Source organism: Streptomyces sp. NPDC001100 (assembly GCF_053598575.1).
The window spans coordinates 219,191-236,143 of sequence record NZ_JBSFKO010000007.1 but is presented as its reverse complement, the minus strand read 5'-3'; the positions used below and the strand labels follow the sequence as shown (position 1 = coordinate 236,143).

Below are 16,953 nucleotides of genomic sequence, written 5' to 3'. Positions count from 1 at the left end.
CCAACTGGCTCGATTGTCCCGTATGCGCGGACGCCTCCGGGCAGGGGGTGCGCCGACCTCGTACGTACGGGTCAGTCGTGCTTGCAGATGCGGTCCAGGAGGTTGGCGGTGGCGCGCTGGACGCGGGCGTCCACATGGCCGGGGCGGTCCAGGGCCGGTGACCAGGCGAAGGTGCCGGAGGCGAAGACGAGGGAACCGGACGGCGCGCGGTAGAGGGAGGTCTCCTGGTGGCGGAGGACGCCCTCGTTGTCCGCGTACGGGGAGTGGGCGAGCAGGATGCGCTCCTCGTGCGGGGGGAGCTGGGTGCGCGGGAAGTACCGGTCGGCCTCGCCCGCGACCAGGTCCTCGATCCCCTCGCCCTCGGCGGTGCCGGTCGCCTCCCACAGCCAGTGGTCGGCGTTGCGCACGATCAGCGGGTGCGGCTCGGGGACCCGGCCCGCGTACTGGATGCCCACCAACTGCTGCTCGGGGCGGTCGACTTCGCGCCACAGCACCGGGCGGCCCGGGCCCCGGCGCTTGCGGCAGGTGAGCAGCCGGTCGGGGACACCGGACGGGGAGGGGGCCAACTCCACCTGCCAGTACATCGTGTTGGCGGAGAGGAAGACGAGTGAGGTGCCGTGCTCGCGGGCCAGCTCGACGGTGCGGCGCATGGGGGTCGACCAGTACTCGTCGTGGCCCGGGAAGACCAGCCCCCGGTAGCGGGTGGGGTCGACATGGCCCGCGTGCAGATCGCGGTGGTCGGCGTAGGCGAGGTCGTAGCCGTAGCGCTCGGCCCAGCGGATGAAGTCGTAGGCGTGGCCCACGTGCAGGGGCAGGCCCGCGCCCGCGTACGGGCGGTCGAAGGAGACCGTCGTCGCGGCCTCGGACTCGCCGAGCAGCCGGCCGTCGTCGTCCCAGGCGTGGTAGAGGCTCGCGCCGGTGTGGCCGTCCTCCGGGTAGAGGTTGTACGCCTGCCAGGTGATGTCCGGCAGGAGGAGGAGCAGGTCGGCGGGGTGGTTGTCGCGGACCGTGAAGGGGATGTGGGAGCGGTAGCCGTCGGCCGTGGTGAGGACGGCGACATAGGCGCCGATGCTCCAGTAGCTCGGGATCTGCAGCCGCCAGGACAGCCACCAGTGGTGGCAGGAGACCGTGCGGTCGGCGGTGAGCGGCGGGGGCTGGACGATGCCCGAGAGGCGGGGGCTGGTGGTGATCTTGGCGGCGCCGTCACCGCCGTAGTGGCCGATGCGGTAGATGTCGACGCCGAACTCCTGGGGCGGGTCGACGGTGACATGGAAGTCGAGGGCCTCGCCGGGTGCGACCGCGCTCGCGTTGGTGAACCCTTTGATCTGGCGGCGCACGTCGTCGGCCGAGCGCGGGCCGCCGCCGGACGCGGAGGCGCGCGGGGCGGGGACCTTGGGGGTGTTCCTGCCGGGGGCGTGCGCCGGGGTCTGGGCGGGCGTCGGGTCCACGTACCAGGGGACCACGTGACCGGTGTCGTCGAAGTAGGTCTCGCTGCCGCGGAGCCAGGGGACGGGGCCCTGTCCGAAGGGGTCCGTCACGGCGTGCGCCAGCGCTCCCGACTCCCAGCGGCGGATCTGCTCCGACCCCATGTCGCTCCCCTCCCTCGTGCCCCCGTGCCGGCTCTTCGCCCGACTGTCGTATGCCGCATGCCTTTGCCGGATACCGGACGACGTACGGGATCGGCCCCAGCACATCACATTAAGCACTCACTCTGTCACTGGTCGTTGCGAATTGACCAAAAGTGGAGCTCTGGGTTCCGATACGCGTGAGGGGTGGCGGGGCGCGAGCTCAGACGAGACGTACCGGCTTCTCCGGGCGTATGCCCAGGTCGATGAGCCAGGCCCGCAGCGGGGCCGGGTCGCCGTCCTCCACGAGGCTGAGAACCCTCGGGGCGAGGTCGGCCGCTCTCACGCCGTTGACGAGCAGGGTGGGGCCGTCGAGCCAGTCGAGGCCGGGAGTCGCGCCGGCCGTGTCCATCGCGGCGCAGCACACCATCGCCATGACGTGATCGGCGAGCAACTCCCGTCCGCTGCGCGGCGGTTGGAGCGGGAAGAGGGGCAGCGAGCCGTCGTCCCAGAGCGCGGAGTCGGGCCCCTGCCCGGGCGGGGCCGAACCGGTCGCCGGGGTCGCCGCCTCCTCCCGCGCCAACTCCGCGGTGAGCCCGGCGGCGAGGGCCGCGCTGTGCGGCGAGCAGCTTTCGCCGAGCTCTTCGTCGTCGTCCGCGCCCATTGCCTTGTAGTGCTCAGGGGGATGGGGGGCGGTGTCCGGTTCCGTGGGTGGAGTGGTGGCGGGGGTGGGGGCGGCGGCGGTCGGCCCGGTCGCGTGCCGCTCGGCGTCCGTATCGGTGTCCGCGCCGGTGCCCGCGTCCGCGTCCGCCGCCGCGTGGTCGTCGGGCTCGGCGTACCGTCCCGCCACCGCCGGGTCCGCCAGATGGTCCACCACTCGGGCCAGGGTCGGGGCGTCGTGGTGCGGGGTGACGGGGTCGGGGGAACGGCGGACGCCGAGGGTGTCCAGGACCCGGTGGAGGCGGGCCGCGTCGGTGCGCCAGGTGCGGTCGACCACCTCCTCCGGGTACTCCTGCCAGTCCACCGGCGCCCAGTCGGGACCGGCCTCGGCCGGGCCGCCGTGGAAGAGGCGGGCGGCGAGGAGCGAGGTCGCCTCGTCGATCGTGCCGGGCTCTTCGAGCAGGTCGCAGGCGGGGCGCTCGCCGAGCCGGGAGGCGAAGCCCTCGGCCAGCCGGTCGCGGCGGGACAGCTCGGTGAGCGCCGCGACGACGCCCGCGTCCAGCCGGGACGGCCAGCGGCCCATCCGCCACGCGGGCAGCGCGACCCTGGTCAGCAGCCGGTCCCAGCCCGCGTACGCCAGCCCGACCTGCTCCTGGGCGACGATCCGCAGTCCGTAATCCACAGCCTGTGCACGCTCGGCGGCAGCGGCGGCCACGCCCCGCTCCATCTCGGCCGCGTGCCCCCGGCAACTGCGCAGCAGCAGCCGGGCCACCCAGCCGACACCCGCGAGCACCGAGCGGAACACGGGACCACGGGGTGCCGAGGCCACGGCCACCGCCGCGTCCAAGCCCCGTACGAAACGGCGGGCCGCGGCTATGTCCGGGTGCGCTGAGGGTCCCGTGCCCGCGACGACCGGGGCGAGCACCGCGCGCAGCTCGCCGACCCGCATCCACCACAGGAACGGGGAGCCGATGACGAGGACGGGCGAGGCGGCCGTACGACGGGAGCGCGCCGGGGTGAGGCCGCGTACGCCCGTGATCTCGTCGCGGTCCTCCTGCGGGAGCGGGCCGTGGGCCGGGTGGGTGCGGTCCTCCAGCCAGCTGTCGCAGTCCGGGGTGAGGGCTATCGCGGACGGCGCGGGGACGTCGAGGCGGTCGGCCAGGTCGCGCACCATGCGGTACAGGTCGGGGGCCGATTCCTCGGCGATCGCGACCGTGGGACTCACGGCGGGGCGGGAGCGCGCGACGACCAGGGCGATCGCGCCGGCCGCCAGCAGCACGAGGACCGCGGCCACGCCCATGATCCAGCGGGCGAGGTCCCAGCCCCGGCCCACGAGATGGCCGGTGGAACCGCCCGCGAGCAGGATCACCGCGACGGCGGCGGGCAACAGAGCGACGGCCACCGCTCGGCTGCGGATCCGCAGCACGGCCAAGGCCCGGGAACGCGCCGCCTGCGCGCCCGCCTCCACACCCATACCGGTCACGACCGGACCTCACCCCCTCCGTGCTGTCCCGCTCTGCTGGCGTTGCTCACTCCCCCACTGTGGCACCCGCCACTGACATCGCAATGCCGGTGGGCCAAGTGCCGGAACGCTTGCGCCGCACCATAGTTGGGGCCCCGGCCCCCGTCAGCCGGATGGGGCATCGGTCACTCGATGGAATGGCTCAGGGGAAAGGTGGACGACGGAGGGCAAGGATCAGGCCCCGAATCCTGAGACGGGATCGGGGCCTGCGGGGTTCATCGGCGCACGGGAGCGCTTGGCGTCACTCGCCCGCCGCCGCCTTCGCCGCGATGTCCGTGCGGTGCTGGGAGCCGTCGAGACGGATCCGGGCCACGGCCGCGTACGCGCGCTCGCGGGCCTGCGTGAGGTCGGTGCCGGTCGCGGTGACGGAGAGAACGCGGCCGCCCGCGCTGACGACGTCGTCGCCGTCGTACCTGGTACCGGCGTGCAGCACGAAGGCGTGCGGGGCGTCCTGCGCGGCCACCTCGTCGAGGCCGGTGATCGGGTCGCCGGTGCGCGGGGTGTCGGGGTAGTTGTGCGAGGCGATGACGACGGTGACCGCCGCGTCCTCGCTCCAGCGCAGGGGGGCCAGGTCTTCGAGGGTGCCGTCCGCCGCGGCGAGCAGGACTCCGGCCAGCGGGGTCTTCAGACGGGCCAGGACCACCTGGGTCTCCGGGTCGCCGAAGCGGGCGTTGAACTCAATGACCCGCACACCGCGCGAGGTGATCGCGAGACCGGCGTAGAGGAGGCCGGAGAAGGGGGTGCCGCGGCGCCGCAGCTCGTCGACGGTCGGCTGGAGGACGGTCTGCATGACCTCGTCCACCAGCTTCGGGTCCGCCCACGGCAGCGGGGAGTACGCGCCCATGCCGCCGGTGTTCGGGCCCTCGTCGCCGTCGAGCGCGCGCTTGAAGTCCTGCGCGGGCTGTAGCGGGACGACGGTCACGCCGTCGGTGATCGCGAAGAGCGACACCTCGGGCCCGTCGAGGAACTCCTCGATGACGACGCGCTCGCAGGCGGCTGCGTGGGCCTTCGCCGCTTCGAGGTCGTCGGTGACGACGACTCCCTTGCCTGCGGCCAGTCCGTCGTCCTTGACGACGTACGGCGCACCGAAGGCGTCGAGAGCCTCCGCGACCTCTTCCGGGGTCGTACAGACATAGGAGCGGGAGGTCGGGACACCGGCCGCCGCCATCACTTCCTTGGCGAAGGCCTTGGAGCCCTCCAGCTGCGCGGCCTCCCCGGAGGGACCGAAGACCGGGATGCCGGCCTCGCGCACGGCGTCGGCGACCCCCGCGACAAGGGGTGCCTCCGGACCGACCACGACCAGCTCGGCACCGAGCTCCGTGGCCAACGCGGCCACGGCGGCGCCGTTGAGGGCGTCGACCGGGTGCAGCTCGGCGACCTCGGCGATGCCGGCGTTGCCCGGGGCGCAGTGCAGCGCGGTGACGTCGGGGTCGAGGGACAGAGAACGGCACAGGGCGTGTTCGCGGGCGCCGGTACCAATGACGAGGACCTTCACGGGGGTCAGCCTAGGACACGGTGGGGGTGGGCTGGGTCGGGGCGGGGGTTGGGCGGGAGTTGAGCGGCGGCGAGCGTGGGGTTGCGGGCGGGCCGGGGGGTGAGTGGCTCGGGTGTATTGCGGGGTGCGGGTGAGTGGGAGCTGGTCGCGCGGTCGCGCAGTTCCTCGCGTCCCTGTGGGCATCGGAGTGGGGCTGGGTGGGGAGGCGCGGTCCGTGCCTGGGCAGGGGCGGGTGCCGCGCGTCGCGGGCGGCGCCCTACTCGTTCGTGAACTCCTCCATCACCGTCGCTCCCAGCTCCCGCACGATCAGTTCGTGGCCGGAGAGGGCCGACTCGTCGAGGTCGGGGTCGTCGTCCTCGGGGGTGTCGTCCTCGGCGGAGACGGTGTGGTGGACGGGGGCCGGGGAGGGGGCGGCGGGGGGTTGGGTCTGGGCGGGCGCCGGTGCCGATTGCGTACCCGTGGGTGGGGGCGCGGAGGTGGGCGTGGGCTGCGGGGATGCCGGGCGGGGGGCGGGCGCGGCGGGGCTGCCGTAGCCACCGGGTGCGGCGCCGTAGCCACCGGCCGCGCCGCCACCGCCGTACGAGCCGCCGCCCGGCTGCGGGGGCGGGGTGCCGCCCGACGGGTCGACGACCGCCTCGATCTTCCACTGGACGTTGAACTGCTCGGCCAGCGCCTGCTTCAGTACGTCCTCGCTGCCGCTGCTGTTGAAGTTGTCCCGGGCGCCCGCGTTGACGAAGCCGATCTGCAGGGTCGTGCCGTCGAAGCCGGTGACCTGCGCGTTCTGGCTGAGCAGGATCCAGGTGAAACGGCGGCGGTTCTTCACCACTTCCAGGATGTTCGGCCAGAGCATGCGGGGGTCGAGGCCGCCGGCCGGGGGTTGAGCGGGGGCCGCGGCCTGCGCCTGGGGTGCGGAGGCCGGTACGGCGGCGGGGGCGGGAGTAGGTGCGGGTGCGGGTGTGCCGTGGGCGGACGGGGGTTGTCCGCCGCCCGCAGGGGTTGCCGTGGGCCAGCCGCCCGGGCGGCGACCGCTGCCTGCGGCGGTGGCGGTGGGCCAGGCGCCGGGGGCGGGAGCGGCGGCAGGGGCTTGCGCCTGGGGTTGCGGCTGCGGAGGTGCCTGGGGCGGCGGGGCGGGCTGGGAGTAGGCGGCGGGGGCGGGGGTCTGCTCCAGCGGTGGCGCGGGGGCGGGGGCGGGCGCCTGGGCGGCACCGGGTGCCCCTGGGCCTCGTACCGCGGCCCGGGCGGCAGCGGCACCGCCGCCCGGCGGGACGGATGGGGCGCCGCCTCCTCCGTAACCCTGAGCCTGGGCCTGCGTATGAGCCTGGGCCTGGGCTGCCTGGGGATGGCCGCCGTGGACGTCGGGTCCGGGGACGTATCCCATGGCGGGCGCTCCGCCGGCGCCCGCGAAGTTGACGCCTCGTTCGAGCCGGTCGAGGCGGGCCATGACCGACTGCTCGTCGCCATATGCGGCGGGGAGCATCACGCGGGCGCAGATGAGTTCCAGCTGGAGGCGCGGGGAGGTGGCGCCGCGCATCTCGGTCAGGCCGGTGTTGACGAGGTCGGCGGCGCGGCTGAGCTCGGCCGCGCCGAAGGTGCCGGCCTGCGCCTGCATGCGCTCCAGGACGTCGGCCGGGGCGTCGATGAGGCCCTTCTCCAGGGCGTCGGGCACGGCGGCGAGGATCACCAGGTCGCGGAGGCGTTCCAGCAGGTCGGCGACGAAACGGCGGGGGTCGTTGCCCCCCTCCATGACGTGGTCGACGACTTCGAAGGCGGCGGCGCCGTCACCGGTGGCGAAGGCCTCGACCACGGAGTCGAGCAGCGAGGCGTCCGTGTAGCCGAGGAGGGAAGTCGCCATGGCGTAGGTCACACCGTCGGTGCTCGCGCCCGCGAGCAACTGGTCCATGACGGACATGGAGTCACGCACGGAACCGGCGCCCGCGCGCACGACGAGCGGCAGCACGCCCTCCTCGACGGGGATGTTCTCCCGCCCGCACACCTCACCGAGGTAGTCGCGGAGCGTCCCCGGCGGCACGAGCCGGAAGGGATAGTGATGGGTCCGCGACCGGATCGTCCCGATGACCTTCTCGGGCTCGGTGGTCGCGAAGATGAACTTGAGGTGCTCCGGGGGTTCCTCGACGACCTTGAGCAGGGCGTTGAAGCCCGCCGACGTGACCATGTGGGCCTCGTCGATGATGTAGATCTTGTACCGGCTGCTCGCGGGTCCGAAGAACGCCTTCTCGCGCAGCTCACGGGCGTCGTCCACACCACCGTGCGAAGCGGCGTCGATCTCGATGACGTCGATCGACCCGGGCCCGTTGCGCGCGAGGTCTCGGCAGGACAGGCACTCGCCGCAGGGGGTGGGGGTGGGCCCCTTCTCGCAGTTCAGACAACGGGCCAGGATGCGCGCGCTCGTGGTCTTGCCGCAGCCGCGCGGCCCGCTGAACAGGTACGCGTGATTGACCCGGTTGTTCCGCAGCGCCTGCTGCAACGGGTCGGTCACATGCTCCTGCCCGATGACCTCGGCGAACGACTCCGGGCGATAACGGCGGTACAGCGCGAGAGACGACACGCGTACGAGGTTATAGGCGCGCACTGACAACGGGGGCCGACGGGCGAGCTCACGCGGACACGGGAGCGGCAGACACCGGGGCGCCGGGCGCGGCAGGAGGAACTGACACCGGAAACGTAAGCGCCCCCCACGCACCCGCCAGAGCCAACCTACCCTTGCTGCCTTCCGGCCCTGGGGGAGTTCAGTCAGATAGCGCCGCGTGAGGGGCTCCGCACAGGCTACAGGATCTGAGCGGGGGGAACGAGTTCGCGAGCACTCCTCAACGTCTTGTATTGTTTGCCGCGGAGGATTCGCCTAGTGGCCTAGGGCGCACGCTTGGAAAGCGTGTTGGGGGCAACCCCTCACGAGTTCGAATCTCGTATCCTCCGCCAGTGCCTCACCGGGCACGATGTCGAAGGGCCCCACCGTTCGCGGTAGGGCCCTTCGTCGTGCGTGGTTGCAGTTTTGGTTGCAGTTCCTGTGGCGGGCGTAGCCGGAGGACCCGGCAGACGGTCCGCTATCGGCGCCTGGGTATCCCTCGCAACTTCGACCTGGTTTGTCAGTGGTGGGTGGTAAGCCTGTGCTCCTACCGATCGGCTCCTCAGGTGAAGGGTGAACAGCCATGGCGGGGGAGAGCTACGTCGACCACGAGGTCCTCAAGGCATTCGCGAAGAACAAGGTGAACGTGCCGAAGGAGGAGGCAAAGGAGCGCCGCCGCCAGGTGAACTACCTGCGGGAGCGACTGGAGGACTACATCGCCGACCACCCGGACTTCGACCTGGTGAAGCTCCGCGCGTCCGGCAGCACGGCCAAGCACACAGCGATCCGTCGCAGGCGCGGCACAGGGTCTGACGCGGATGTCGCCGCGTACCTGCGCGTCGGTGACCCCGACATCGACGTCTCGACGGTACTGGCCTGGCTGGAGGAGCGCTGCAAAGAGGTCTACGGCAAGACGAAGGTCGCGGAGGACTTCAAACCCTCCGACCACGCGGTCGGCATCACTATGCGGGGCTCCGGCTTGAAGATCGACGTGGTGCCCGTGCTCTACACCGGCGAGTCGGACGACCGGGGCTACCTGGTCACCAGCGGCGGCATCAAGGTACTCACCTCGGTCACGCTGCACCTGCGCTTCATCGAAAAGCGCAAGGGGAAGGCCGGCGACGGCTACCGGGAGCTGATCCGCCTGCTGAAGGCGTGGATCCGCGAGAGCAAGGAGGGCGATCCGCAGCTGCGCTGCAAGTCCTTCCTGATCGAACTCTTGGTCGCGCACCTCTGGGACGTCGGCTGGAACGGAAAGCCGCTGCAGGTCGACGACTATCCGCAGGCGATCGAGCAGGTCCTCTCCTACATCGTCCGTACCGGCCTGAAGACACCGATCGTCTTCACCGACTACTACCCGGCCGACGAGGTGAGCGCGACAACGGACCCTATCCAGGTCTGGGACCCGGTCAACCCGGAAAACAACGTCGCTCGCGGCTACACCGAGTTCGACCGCCAGCGGTTGGTCAATCACGCCAAGACCACCCTCGACACCCTCACGACGGCCGCCTACGCGGCCACGAAGAGTGAGGCGCTCGACCTCTGGCGCGAGCTGTTCGGCCCCACCTTCCCGGGAGAGTGACCATGACCGGCTCGTACTCCAGATCCGCTTCCGGTTCGTTCACGATTACCGATGCCCGCTACGTCGGAGGCAGAGTCGCCGCCGACCTGCGCCTGCTGTACAACCTCTACGGCGAGCCCTCCCTCGAGAGAATCGAGAAGTTCGCCGAGGAGGTCGCCCTGCTCCTGCGCGACGGCTATCTCGACACCGTCGACTACGGCTTCCGCGACACCGCCACCAACGCCTGGAAGTTCCGCCTGCGCTACAAGGCCACGGCCGGCGGCCAGCTCATCGACTCCCGACCGGGCAGCTTCCCGGACCCAGTCGACCTCACCGGCTACACCTTTCACAGCTTCCTGACCTACAGCTCTTCCTTCGCGCTTTTGACCAGCAGCCAGCAGGCCGAGGTCAAGGAGGATCTGCCGATCTCCCGGACGACCGGCACCGCCCCGAGCGCCCTCGCGGGCACCAGCACCACGGGGCACGGCTACGCCCGCAACGGCACTGGCGTCTCACGCGACGTCTACGTCGCCTACTAGTCCAGCGCCATCCGCAGGAGGAACGAGCACGTGACCAGCCAGGACGACCTGTTCCACCCCGTCATCGAGTTGCCCGAGCCCACTCGACGCGCCCGCTACGACCGTCTGGTCGGCCTGGACGAGACGAAGCTGCGCCTACGCAAAGAAGCCGCGCTCCTCGCGGACCCGCGCCGACTTCGGTCCTGGGCCACGCAGTACCACGGCGGCAACGTCGCCGCTCTCGCCCTGTTCGCAGATAGGGCGCCGCTGTTCGTTTTCGCCGGCGACGTCGGCTCCGGAAAGTCCGCACTGGCCGAATCTTTCGGCTGCGACCTCGCCGACTGGCTCGATCTGCCGGTGTACCTGTACCGGCTCAAGCTCGCCACCCGCGGTAGCGGCCTGGTCGGCGAGATGACCTCCCTCATCGGAGACGCCTTTACCCACATGCACGCGGTGGGCAAGCGCGCGTCGGGCTCTGGGGGAGCACGCGCAGTGCAGATTCTCGTCATCGATGAGGCCGACGCCCTGGTGCAGTCCCGCGAGGCCCAGCAGATGCACCACGAGGATCGGGCCGGCGTCGACGCGTTCTTGGCCGGCATCGACAGCTTGGCCGGCGCCGCGCTCCCAGTCGTCATCGTGCTGTGCACCAATCGGGTCGGCGCTCTCGACCCGGCCGTCATGCGCCGCGCCGCGGCCACATTCACCTTCACCCGCCCCGGCGACGAGCAGCGCCACGCGGTCCTCACCCAAGCGCTCGACGGACTCGGCATCCGGCCGGAGACCATCCACAAGGTCGTCGAGCTCACCGGCCCTACCGAGGACCGCCCCGGCTACACCTTCTCCGACCTCACCCAGCGCCTGGTCCCGGCAGCCGTCTTTCGCGCCTTCCCCGACCGACCCGTCATGGACGAGGACCTCCTCGCCATTGCCGAGAATCTGGAGCCCACCCCCGTCTTCACCGAGGAGCGCTGATGGCCCACCTACCCGCCCCCGGCCCCACCAGCGTCCGCACCACCGGCGACTACTACCAATGGCTCGTCGCTTGGGAGGCATGCCTGACCCTCTTGCGCGAGAACGTCGCCCGCTCGCACAACCCCGTCCGTGCTGTCGGCGTCGAGCTCGACGGCGCAGGCAACCTCGACGACGTCGTACTGCTGCGCGACGTTCCACCGAACACCTACAAGCAGGTCAAGTACGCGGTCGACAGCGCCACACCGGTCAACGCGGGATACCTGACCAAGCCCAGCAGCAGCGGCGGCCCGTCGATCCTCAAGAAGATCGCCAGGACGTGGAAGCAGTTGACCGCAGACGGCGGCAGCGTCGAACTGCACTTGGTCACCAACAGGGCGGCCGACCCCGCTGATGATCTGGTGAAGGTCTGCGACGCCCGCACCGGGCTCCTGATGCCGAAGGCAGGTATCGGCGGAGACAAGTCGGATCGCGGCAAGGCCCGTGCCCGGTGGGCCGAGGAAGCAGGTCTGACCGAGGCCGAGCTCCTCGACCTACTGTCGGTTCTGCACTTCGACCTGTCGGTGAACATGGTCAAGTACCAGCAACATCTGCAGCTGTTGATGGCCGTCACGGGTCTACACAACGACCAGCGGGCGTTGGAGGCGGGAGCCGGATGGGTCGCCAAGATGGTCCGCGACGGCCAGCGCGAGCTCACGCTGGCAATGGTCGAGAGCGCCGTCGCCGAGTTGGGCCTGAAGGCCGGCCCCGCTCGGGCCGTCCTGTCGATCGCCACCCTTAAGCCAGACCCGATGGCCCCGGACGCCGACCACGCCATTGATTGGGTCGACCGCTTCGAAAGCGACTCCGAATACACCAAGCGTCGGCCCTTGTCGCCGAATACCTGGGCCCAGCTGCAGGCGGACATTGAGGCCGCGCCCGGACGCCTCCCCGCCGGTACGACCGCCGTCTCTGTCACAGGCAGCATCCGTCTAGCGCCAGCCTTCCTGGTTGGTACCACCTTCCGCATGGTCACCGGGACCGACCTCGCAGCGCTGCAGCGGGGTAGGGCCGGCAGCGAGCTCTGGTCCACCAACGACCCGTTCGAGACCGCCTTGGTCCCGGAAGTCGCTGAGTACGAGATTGGCCAAGGCGAAGAGATCGCTGTCGCCATCGCGGTCGCGACGGAGATCACCAGGGATGTCCTGGAGTACCTGCGCGAGCAGGACCTCCCGGTCGGTAAGCTCATCGTCTTCGCCCCGCCGAGCGGTAAAGCGAACGACGGCTCCGTCCCCGGCAGCACCGCCGCCAACGCCTTGGCAGTGGGCATCCGCGATCATCTCCGCCGCTCCACTCGCCGAGTTCAGCGCATGCACCTCTTCCTCGCCTGCCCGATGGGACTTGCAGTTCTGCTGGGCAACCGATGGAACCGGCTGTGTCAGACCGTCGTTTATGAGGACATCAAGATCGGCGACGGATACGAAGCGGCATTCACCGTGGAGGCATAAGAGGCTCAAGCCCAAGGGCGCCGAACCTCAAAGTTCGGAGGGTTGCGGGCACGCTTCGCAGGGTGCGGGCTCCGACCGTTGGCGGTCGGAGCCCGCATGGCCCACCTGTAACAATGGGATCAGGCCGTGGGTGGCTCGCCGGCCCGGATCCAAAGCAGCCCACTGACCGGGGCCACCGTGTCCTTGAGGAAGCAGTCGGTCAGGTGCTGGTAGCGGCGGCGTATGCGGGCCGACCTGTGGATAACTCTCATGGCCGAGATCCCCCCTAGTAGTGTCAAGACGTGGCCACTCCTCTGTTCCCTGACACCGATCTCCACGGTCTCCCTGCTCTTCCCGCGGAAGCCGTGGAGCACGGCGAGGTCTTCACGCGACGCTGGGTGGTCGACCTGATCCTCGACCTTCTCGGCTACACGGCCGACAAGGATCTCTGCGACGTAAAGCTCGTCGAGCCGGCCTGCGGCTCGGGTGCATTCCTGGTGGCTGTGGCTTCGCGAATCAGTGCCTCCTGCCGTGCACACAATCGACCAATCGCAGACGCGCTCGCGGCGGTTCGTGCTCTGGACCTGCTGGAGCGCAACGTGAAACAAAGTCGTGCGGTCATCGAGAAGCAGCTGGTGGACGAGGGATGGCAGGCCGAGGAAGCTCAGCGGGTGGCAGCAGCATGGGTCGAAGAAGGCGACTACCTACTGCAGTCCGACGCCGATCACCGTGCCGACTACGTGGTGGGCAACCCTCCGTACATTCGCCTTGAAGACGTCCCCGACCATCGGATGGCCGCCTATCGCAGCGCCTGTCCCACGATGGGCGGCCGAGCAGACATTTACGTCGGCTTCTATGAGATCGCGCTGCAAAGCCTCAAGCCCGGAGGCCAGCTGGGCTTCATCTGCGCGGACCGCTGGATGCGGAACCAGTACGGTAGTCGGCTCCGGCAGCTGGTGAAGCGTCGCTTCAGCATGGATCTGGCACTCGTCATGCACGACGTGGACGCCTTCGATGATCAAGTTTCGGCCTATCCGGCGATCACGATCATCTCGAACCGTTCCCAAGGCGAGGCGGTTGCAGCGGACACCACCCGCGCGTTCGGAAGCACCCAGGCCCATGACTTCGCCGACTGGTACACGAAGGGCACGTCGGAGTCGATCACCACCCCGGCCTTCCAGGCCGCGCGTATGCCGCACTGGTTCCCGGACGAGGACTCGTGGCCGGCCGCGTCACCAGCCAGGCTGGCAGTCCTGGAGGAGCTGACCGAACGTTTCCGGCTGCTGGAGGACGACAAGACCGGCACACGCGTCGGCATCGGCATCGCCACCGGCGCCGACAAGGTCTTCCTCACGGACGACGACACCCTCGTCGAACGTGACCGGCTGTTGCCGATGGCCATGGTCCGTGACACCACCAGCGGCACTCTGAACTGGCACGGCACCTACTTGGTCAACCCGTGGACTGCCGAAGGCGACCTCGTAGACCTCACCGCACACCCCCGGCTCTTCAAGTACTTCGAAGAGCACGGTGCCGCCCTGCGTAAGCGCTACATCGCGGCCAAGCAGCCCCAACGCTGGTACAAGACGATCGACAAGGTCGACCACCGCCTGACCGGACGTCCCAAGCTGCTGTTTCCGGACATGAAGCTGACGATCCATCCGGTCCTTGATGAAGGCGGCCTGTACCCTCACCACAACCTGTACTTCATCGTCTCGGACGTCTGGGACATGCGCGTACTCGGTGGTCTGCTGCTGTCCAAGGTCGCGGAAGCGTTCGTGGAGGCGTACGCCGTCAAGATGCGAGGGGGGACCCTCCGGTTCCAGGCGCAGTACCTCCGCAAAATCCGCGTGCCCGACCCCGCAGCAATCAGCGAGAGCGACCGGGTTGCCCTTGCAGAGGCTTTCGACAAGCGCGACGTGAAGGCCGCCACGGAGGCCGCGCTTCGCGTCTACGGACTCGCCGAGCTGCCTGACTAGGGAGGGACGGATCTTGACGGTCACCCGCCAAGACTTCGAAGACGCCATTGCGGCCTACTGGGGTGCGAAACAGCTCCAGAACGAGCAGTCCGCGATCAAAGCCGCGGTGGGCGCCGGCACAGCCGGATCGGTACGCGGTGGCAAGCACTTCGACGTGATCGCGACCCTCTTGGCGAAGTTCTTTCTGGACGCCGGCTTCCCGCCCGAGAGCATCCGCGTCAGCAAGTCCCAGGGCCTGGAGCTGCCGGGCTACTACCGGCCGCAGAAACAGTGGGACCTAGTAGTCGTTCACCAGGGCGTACTCGTCGCGGCCTTCGAGATGAAGGCACTCGGAGGGCCGTCGTACGGCAACAACTACAACAACCGGGTAGAGGAAGCACTCGGCAGCGCGGTGGACCTCCGCCGCGCAGCCCTCGCCGAGCTGTACCCGAAGGAGAAGCCCTGGCTCGGCTACTTCTTCATAATGCAAGACGGCGAAGGTTCTCGGAGGCCGGTCAAGACCGCGAAGGGCGCCCTGCCCTCCGATGAGATCTGGCACAACACCTCGTACCAGGACCGGTTCGGGATCTTCTGCGAGCGCCTCATGGCCGAACAGCTCTACGACGCCGCGTGCTACGTCACGTCCTCGGCCGAGAACCCCAAGCCCATCGAGCTGGTGGAAAGCCTCGACTGGCGGCACTTCTCAGCGGCGATAAACGCCCGTCTCACCTACCTGAAGGACCTTGGCATTCCTGGCTAGGGCATCAGCCTCGGCGATCGGCGGAAACCCGCCTGCTACAGGCAGTCGACTCATGCGTGGAGGGGCCTCGACCGGATCGGTCGAGGCCCCGCTCTGCCGTCCCCCTCAGGACTCGGTTGACATCAGCCCTGTGTATCGCCGTACTTGCCGGGGTTCTTCGCGCGATCCACAGCCTGTGCACAAGCCTCGGCGTAGGCCGTAGAGACAGCGTCCGCGTCCGTGCCTCGCACCTGGGCCTCGACCTCCTGGCCGGGACGGCGGGTGGTGTGCCAGCGGACCGGAAGGTCCGTGTAGAGGTCGGTCTCGAACTCCCAGGCCATCACGGACCATTGGGCATCGTGGCCGATGTTGAGCCGGTCGCCGCCGGACAGGTACACCGCGTGGGCGTGGTGGACGATCCGGCGGTCGGGCATCTTGTCGCGGATGGCCCGCGCGCCGCCGGGGCCCTTGTCCTCCCATTTCTCCCGGTCCCATTCCTCCACCTCTGCCGCGTGGTTGGGATGGTCAGCGCCCCACTGCACGGCCACCACATCCGCGTGCTCGCGCTGCAGGAACGGGACGACGCGTTCGCCGAGTCGGGCGACGTACACCGTCCGGTCCGCCGGAGCGGGTTCTTGACTCGGGCCGGGCACGGGGCCTCCAGAGGTCGATGCCGGCGGGGAGGGCGCCGGTCCCCACAGCAAAGCGCCGACCTTCGCGGCGGTCTGCTGGAGCACCTGGCCGGTGAGGTGCTGGTAGCGGCGGCGCATCCGGGCGGACTTGCCGGGCTCCCAGCCCATGATGCGGTCGACGACCGCCTCGGGGACGCCGAGGATCAGCAGGACGGTCGCGGCGGTGTGGCGGGCGTCGTGGAGTCGGCCCTCGCGGACACCGGCGGCCTTCAGGAGGTCCTTCCACCTGTGGTGGTCGGTGTTGGGGTTGAGCGGCTCGCCGGACGGCGAGGTGAATACGTACCCCTTCTCCACCCACAGGTCACGGGCGAGGGTTCGCTCGCGGTCCTGCTCCTCCTTGTGCCGTCGCAGCAGGGTCAGCAGTTGCTCGGGTACGCCGATCGAACGCTTGCCGGCGCGGGTCTTGGTGTCCTTCGTCTCGCGTCGGGTGTTGATCTTCTGGGGGCAGTAACCGGGCTTGCGGCCGCACTTGTTGCCGCAGCCGTGCTTGTAGCGGGGCCGCAGGCGGCCCCGGCGTACGACGAGCACGCCTTCCTCGAAGTGCACGTCGTCCCATTTCAGGCCGAGGGCTTCGCCCTGGCGCAGGCCGAGCGCGAGTGCGATGACCCAGCGAGCGTGGTTGCGGTGCTTGCCCGCTTCGAGGAGGAGGCGCTGGATCTCCTCAAGGGTGTACGGCTCGACCTCGTCCTCTTCGACCTTGGGGGCCTTGGCGATGGAGGCCGGGTTGGTGGTGAGGTGGCGGCGACGCACGGCCTCGTTGAGTGCCGTGTTGGCGGTGCGGTGCGCCTGGTGGGCGGTGCCCGCGGCGCTGCCGTTCGCCTGCATCTTCTGGTAGAAGCGCTCCAGGTGCTCGGGCTCCAGCTTCTCCAGGCGATGGGCGCCCAGGCCGGGTATGAGGTGGTGGTAGACCGCTACTCGGTAGCCGTCGATGGTGTTCTCACCGACGTTGGGCGCGGCGATGTTCTCCACCCAGTGGATCAGCCAGGTCTCGACCGTCCAGGTCTGGCCGGCCTTGCGCACGCCCGTGGAGTCGCGCTGCTTCTCCAGGTCGCGTACGGCCTTGGTGATCTCGGGGCGGGTCTTGCGGCTGACGTGGCGGCGGTCCGGGCTGCCGTCGTCCTTGACGCCGACACTGACGTAGCCGTGCCAGCGGCCGTCCTTGCCGAGGAAGATGGTGGAGGCACCATTGGGCTGGCGGGACTTCGGGGGCTTGGTCATTCCGCC

11 protein-coding genes, 1 tRNA gene, 1 other RNA gene and 1 pseudogene are annotated in these 16,953 nt (G+C 69.8%); 7 read left to right on the top strand and 7 right to left on the bottom strand.

Going from position 1 to position 16,953, the window contains the following annotated elements:
- Positions 1–71: 71 nt before the first annotated feature.
- The 5 genes from ACWDEW_RS12940 to ffs form a co-directional block, all read right to left on the bottom strand.
- Positions 72–1,589 carry a N,N-dimethylformamidase beta subunit family domain-containing protein gene (locus ACWDEW_RS12940; RefSeq protein WP_450512287.1) on the bottom strand — a complete coding sequence of 506 codons (1,518 nt, stop codon included), beginning with the start codon at positions 1,587–1,589 and terminating at the stop codon, positions 72–74.
- A 199-nt stretch (positions 1,590–1,788) separates the two neighbouring features.
- The gene (locus ACWDEW_RS12935; RefSeq protein ID WP_450512442.1) at positions 1,789–3,699 is read right to left on the bottom strand and encodes a hypothetical protein; all 1,911 of its coding nucleotides are present in this window, start codon (positions 3,697–3,699) and stop codon (positions 1,789–1,791) included.
- 289 nt (positions 3,700–3,988) lie between these two features.
- The gene (gene purD, locus ACWDEW_RS12930; protein ID WP_450512285.1) at positions 3,989–5,242 is read right to left on the bottom strand and encodes a phosphoribosylamine--glycine ligase; all 1,254 of its coding nucleotides are present in this window, start codon (positions 5,240–5,242) and stop codon (positions 3,989–3,991) included.
- A 256-nt stretch (positions 5,243–5,498) separates the two neighbouring features.
- Positions 5,499–7,808 (bottom strand): DNA polymerase III subunit gamma and tau, encoded by a 2,310-nt coding sequence (locus ACWDEW_RS12925; RefSeq protein ID WP_450512283.1) that lies wholly within the window; start codon positions 7,806–7,808, stop codon positions 5,499–5,501.
- Positions 7,809–7,921: 113 nt separating this feature from the next.
- Positions 7,922–8,020, bottom strand: an RNA gene (gene ffs / locus ACWDEW_RS12920) — signal recognition particle sRNA small type.
- Between the two features lie 71 nt (positions 8,021–8,091).
- Here ffs and ACWDEW_RS12915 point away from each other — a divergent pair.
- The 5 genes from ACWDEW_RS12915 to ACWDEW_RS12895 all read left to right on the top strand — a co-directional run bounded on the left by ACWDEW_RS12915 (position 8,092) and on the right by ACWDEW_RS12895 (position 12,361).
- Positions 8,092–8,179: transfer RNA gene (locus tag ACWDEW_RS12915), tRNA-Ser, on the top strand.
- Positions 8,180–8,409: 230 nt separating this feature from the next.
- Positions 8,410–9,408 (top strand): CBASS oligonucleotide cyclase, encoded by a 999-nt coding sequence (locus ACWDEW_RS12910; protein ID WP_450512281.1) that lies wholly within the window; start codon positions 8,410–8,412, stop codon positions 9,406–9,408.
- A gap of 2 nt (positions 9,409–9,410) precedes the next feature.
- Complete coding sequence (locus tag ACWDEW_RS12905; RefSeq protein ID WP_334537308.1) at positions 9,411–9,926, top strand: HORMA-1 domain-containing protein; 516 nt, start codon at positions 9,411–9,413, stop codon at positions 9,924–9,926.
- Positions 9,927–9,956: 30 nt separating this feature from the next.
- A complete protein-coding gene (locus ACWDEW_RS12900; protein ID WP_450512278.1) occupies positions 9,957–10,877 on the top strand; it encodes an AAA family ATPase in 921 nt (306 codons plus the stop codon).
- Positions 10,877–12,361, top strand: coding sequence for an SAVED domain-containing protein (locus tag ACWDEW_RS12895; protein ID WP_450512277.1), 1,485 nt, complete (start codon positions 10,877–10,879; stop codon positions 12,359–12,361). Before ACWDEW_RS12900 ends, ACWDEW_RS12895 begins: the two co-directional genes overlap by 1 nt.
- A gap of 119 nt (positions 12,362–12,480) precedes the next feature.
- Here ACWDEW_RS12895 and ACWDEW_RS12890 read toward each other — a convergent pair whose 3' ends face one another.
- Positions 12,481–12,612: a hypothetical protein gene (locus ACWDEW_RS12890; RefSeq protein WP_450512275.1), complete on the bottom strand. Its 132-nt coding sequence runs from the start codon at positions 12,610–12,612 to the stop codon at positions 12,481–12,483.
- A gap of 30 nt (positions 12,613–12,642) precedes the next feature.
- Here ACWDEW_RS12890 and ACWDEW_RS12885 point away from each other — a divergent pair, with 30 nt between their 5' ends.
- Together ACWDEW_RS12885 and ACWDEW_RS12880 are read left to right on the top strand one after the other, a co-directional pair.
- The gene (locus ACWDEW_RS12885) at positions 12,643–14,319 is read left to right on the top strand and encodes an Eco57I restriction-modification methylase domain-containing protein (protein ID WP_450512273.1); all 1,677 of its coding nucleotides are present in this window, start codon (positions 12,643–12,645) and stop codon (positions 14,317–14,319) included.
- Between the two features lie 13 nt (positions 14,320–14,332).
- Positions 14,333–15,058, top strand: coding sequence for a PaeR7I family type II restriction endonuclease (locus tag ACWDEW_RS12880; RefSeq protein ID WP_450512271.1), 726 nt, complete (start codon positions 14,333–14,335; stop codon positions 15,056–15,058).
- A gap of 659 nt (positions 15,059–15,717) precedes the next feature.
- Here the strand turns inward: ACWDEW_RS12880 and ACWDEW_RS12875 are convergent.
- Positions 15,718–16,947, bottom strand: a pseudogene (locus ACWDEW_RS12875) (tyrosine-type recombinase/integrase); the annotation flags it as partial.
- Positions 16,948–16,953: the final 6 nt, after the last annotated feature.

Coding starts and splice junctions, on each gene's coding strand:
- ACWDEW_RS12940 (WP_450512287.1), bottom strand. CDS start 1,589: ATGGGGTCGGAGCAGATCCGCCGCTGGGAGTCGGGAGCGCTGGCGCAC.
- ACWDEW_RS12935 (WP_450512442.1), bottom strand. CDS start 3,699: ATGGGTGTGGAGGCGGGCGCGCAGGCGGCGCGTTCCCGGGCCTTGGCC.
- ACWDEW_RS12910 (WP_450512281.1), top strand. CDS start 8,410: ATGGCGGGGGAGAGCTACGTCGACCACGAGGTCCTCAAGGCATTCGCG.
- ACWDEW_RS12905 (WP_334537308.1), top strand. CDS start 9,411: ATGACCGGCTCGTACTCCAGATCCGCTTCCGGTTCGTTCACGATTACC.
- ACWDEW_RS12895 (WP_450512277.1), top strand. CDS start 10,877: ATGGCCCACCTACCCGCCCCCGGCCCCACCAGCGTCCGCACCACCGGC.
- ACWDEW_RS12890 (WP_450512275.1), bottom strand. CDS start 12,612: ATGAGAGTTATCCACAGGTCGGCCCGCATACGCCGCCGCTACCAGCAC.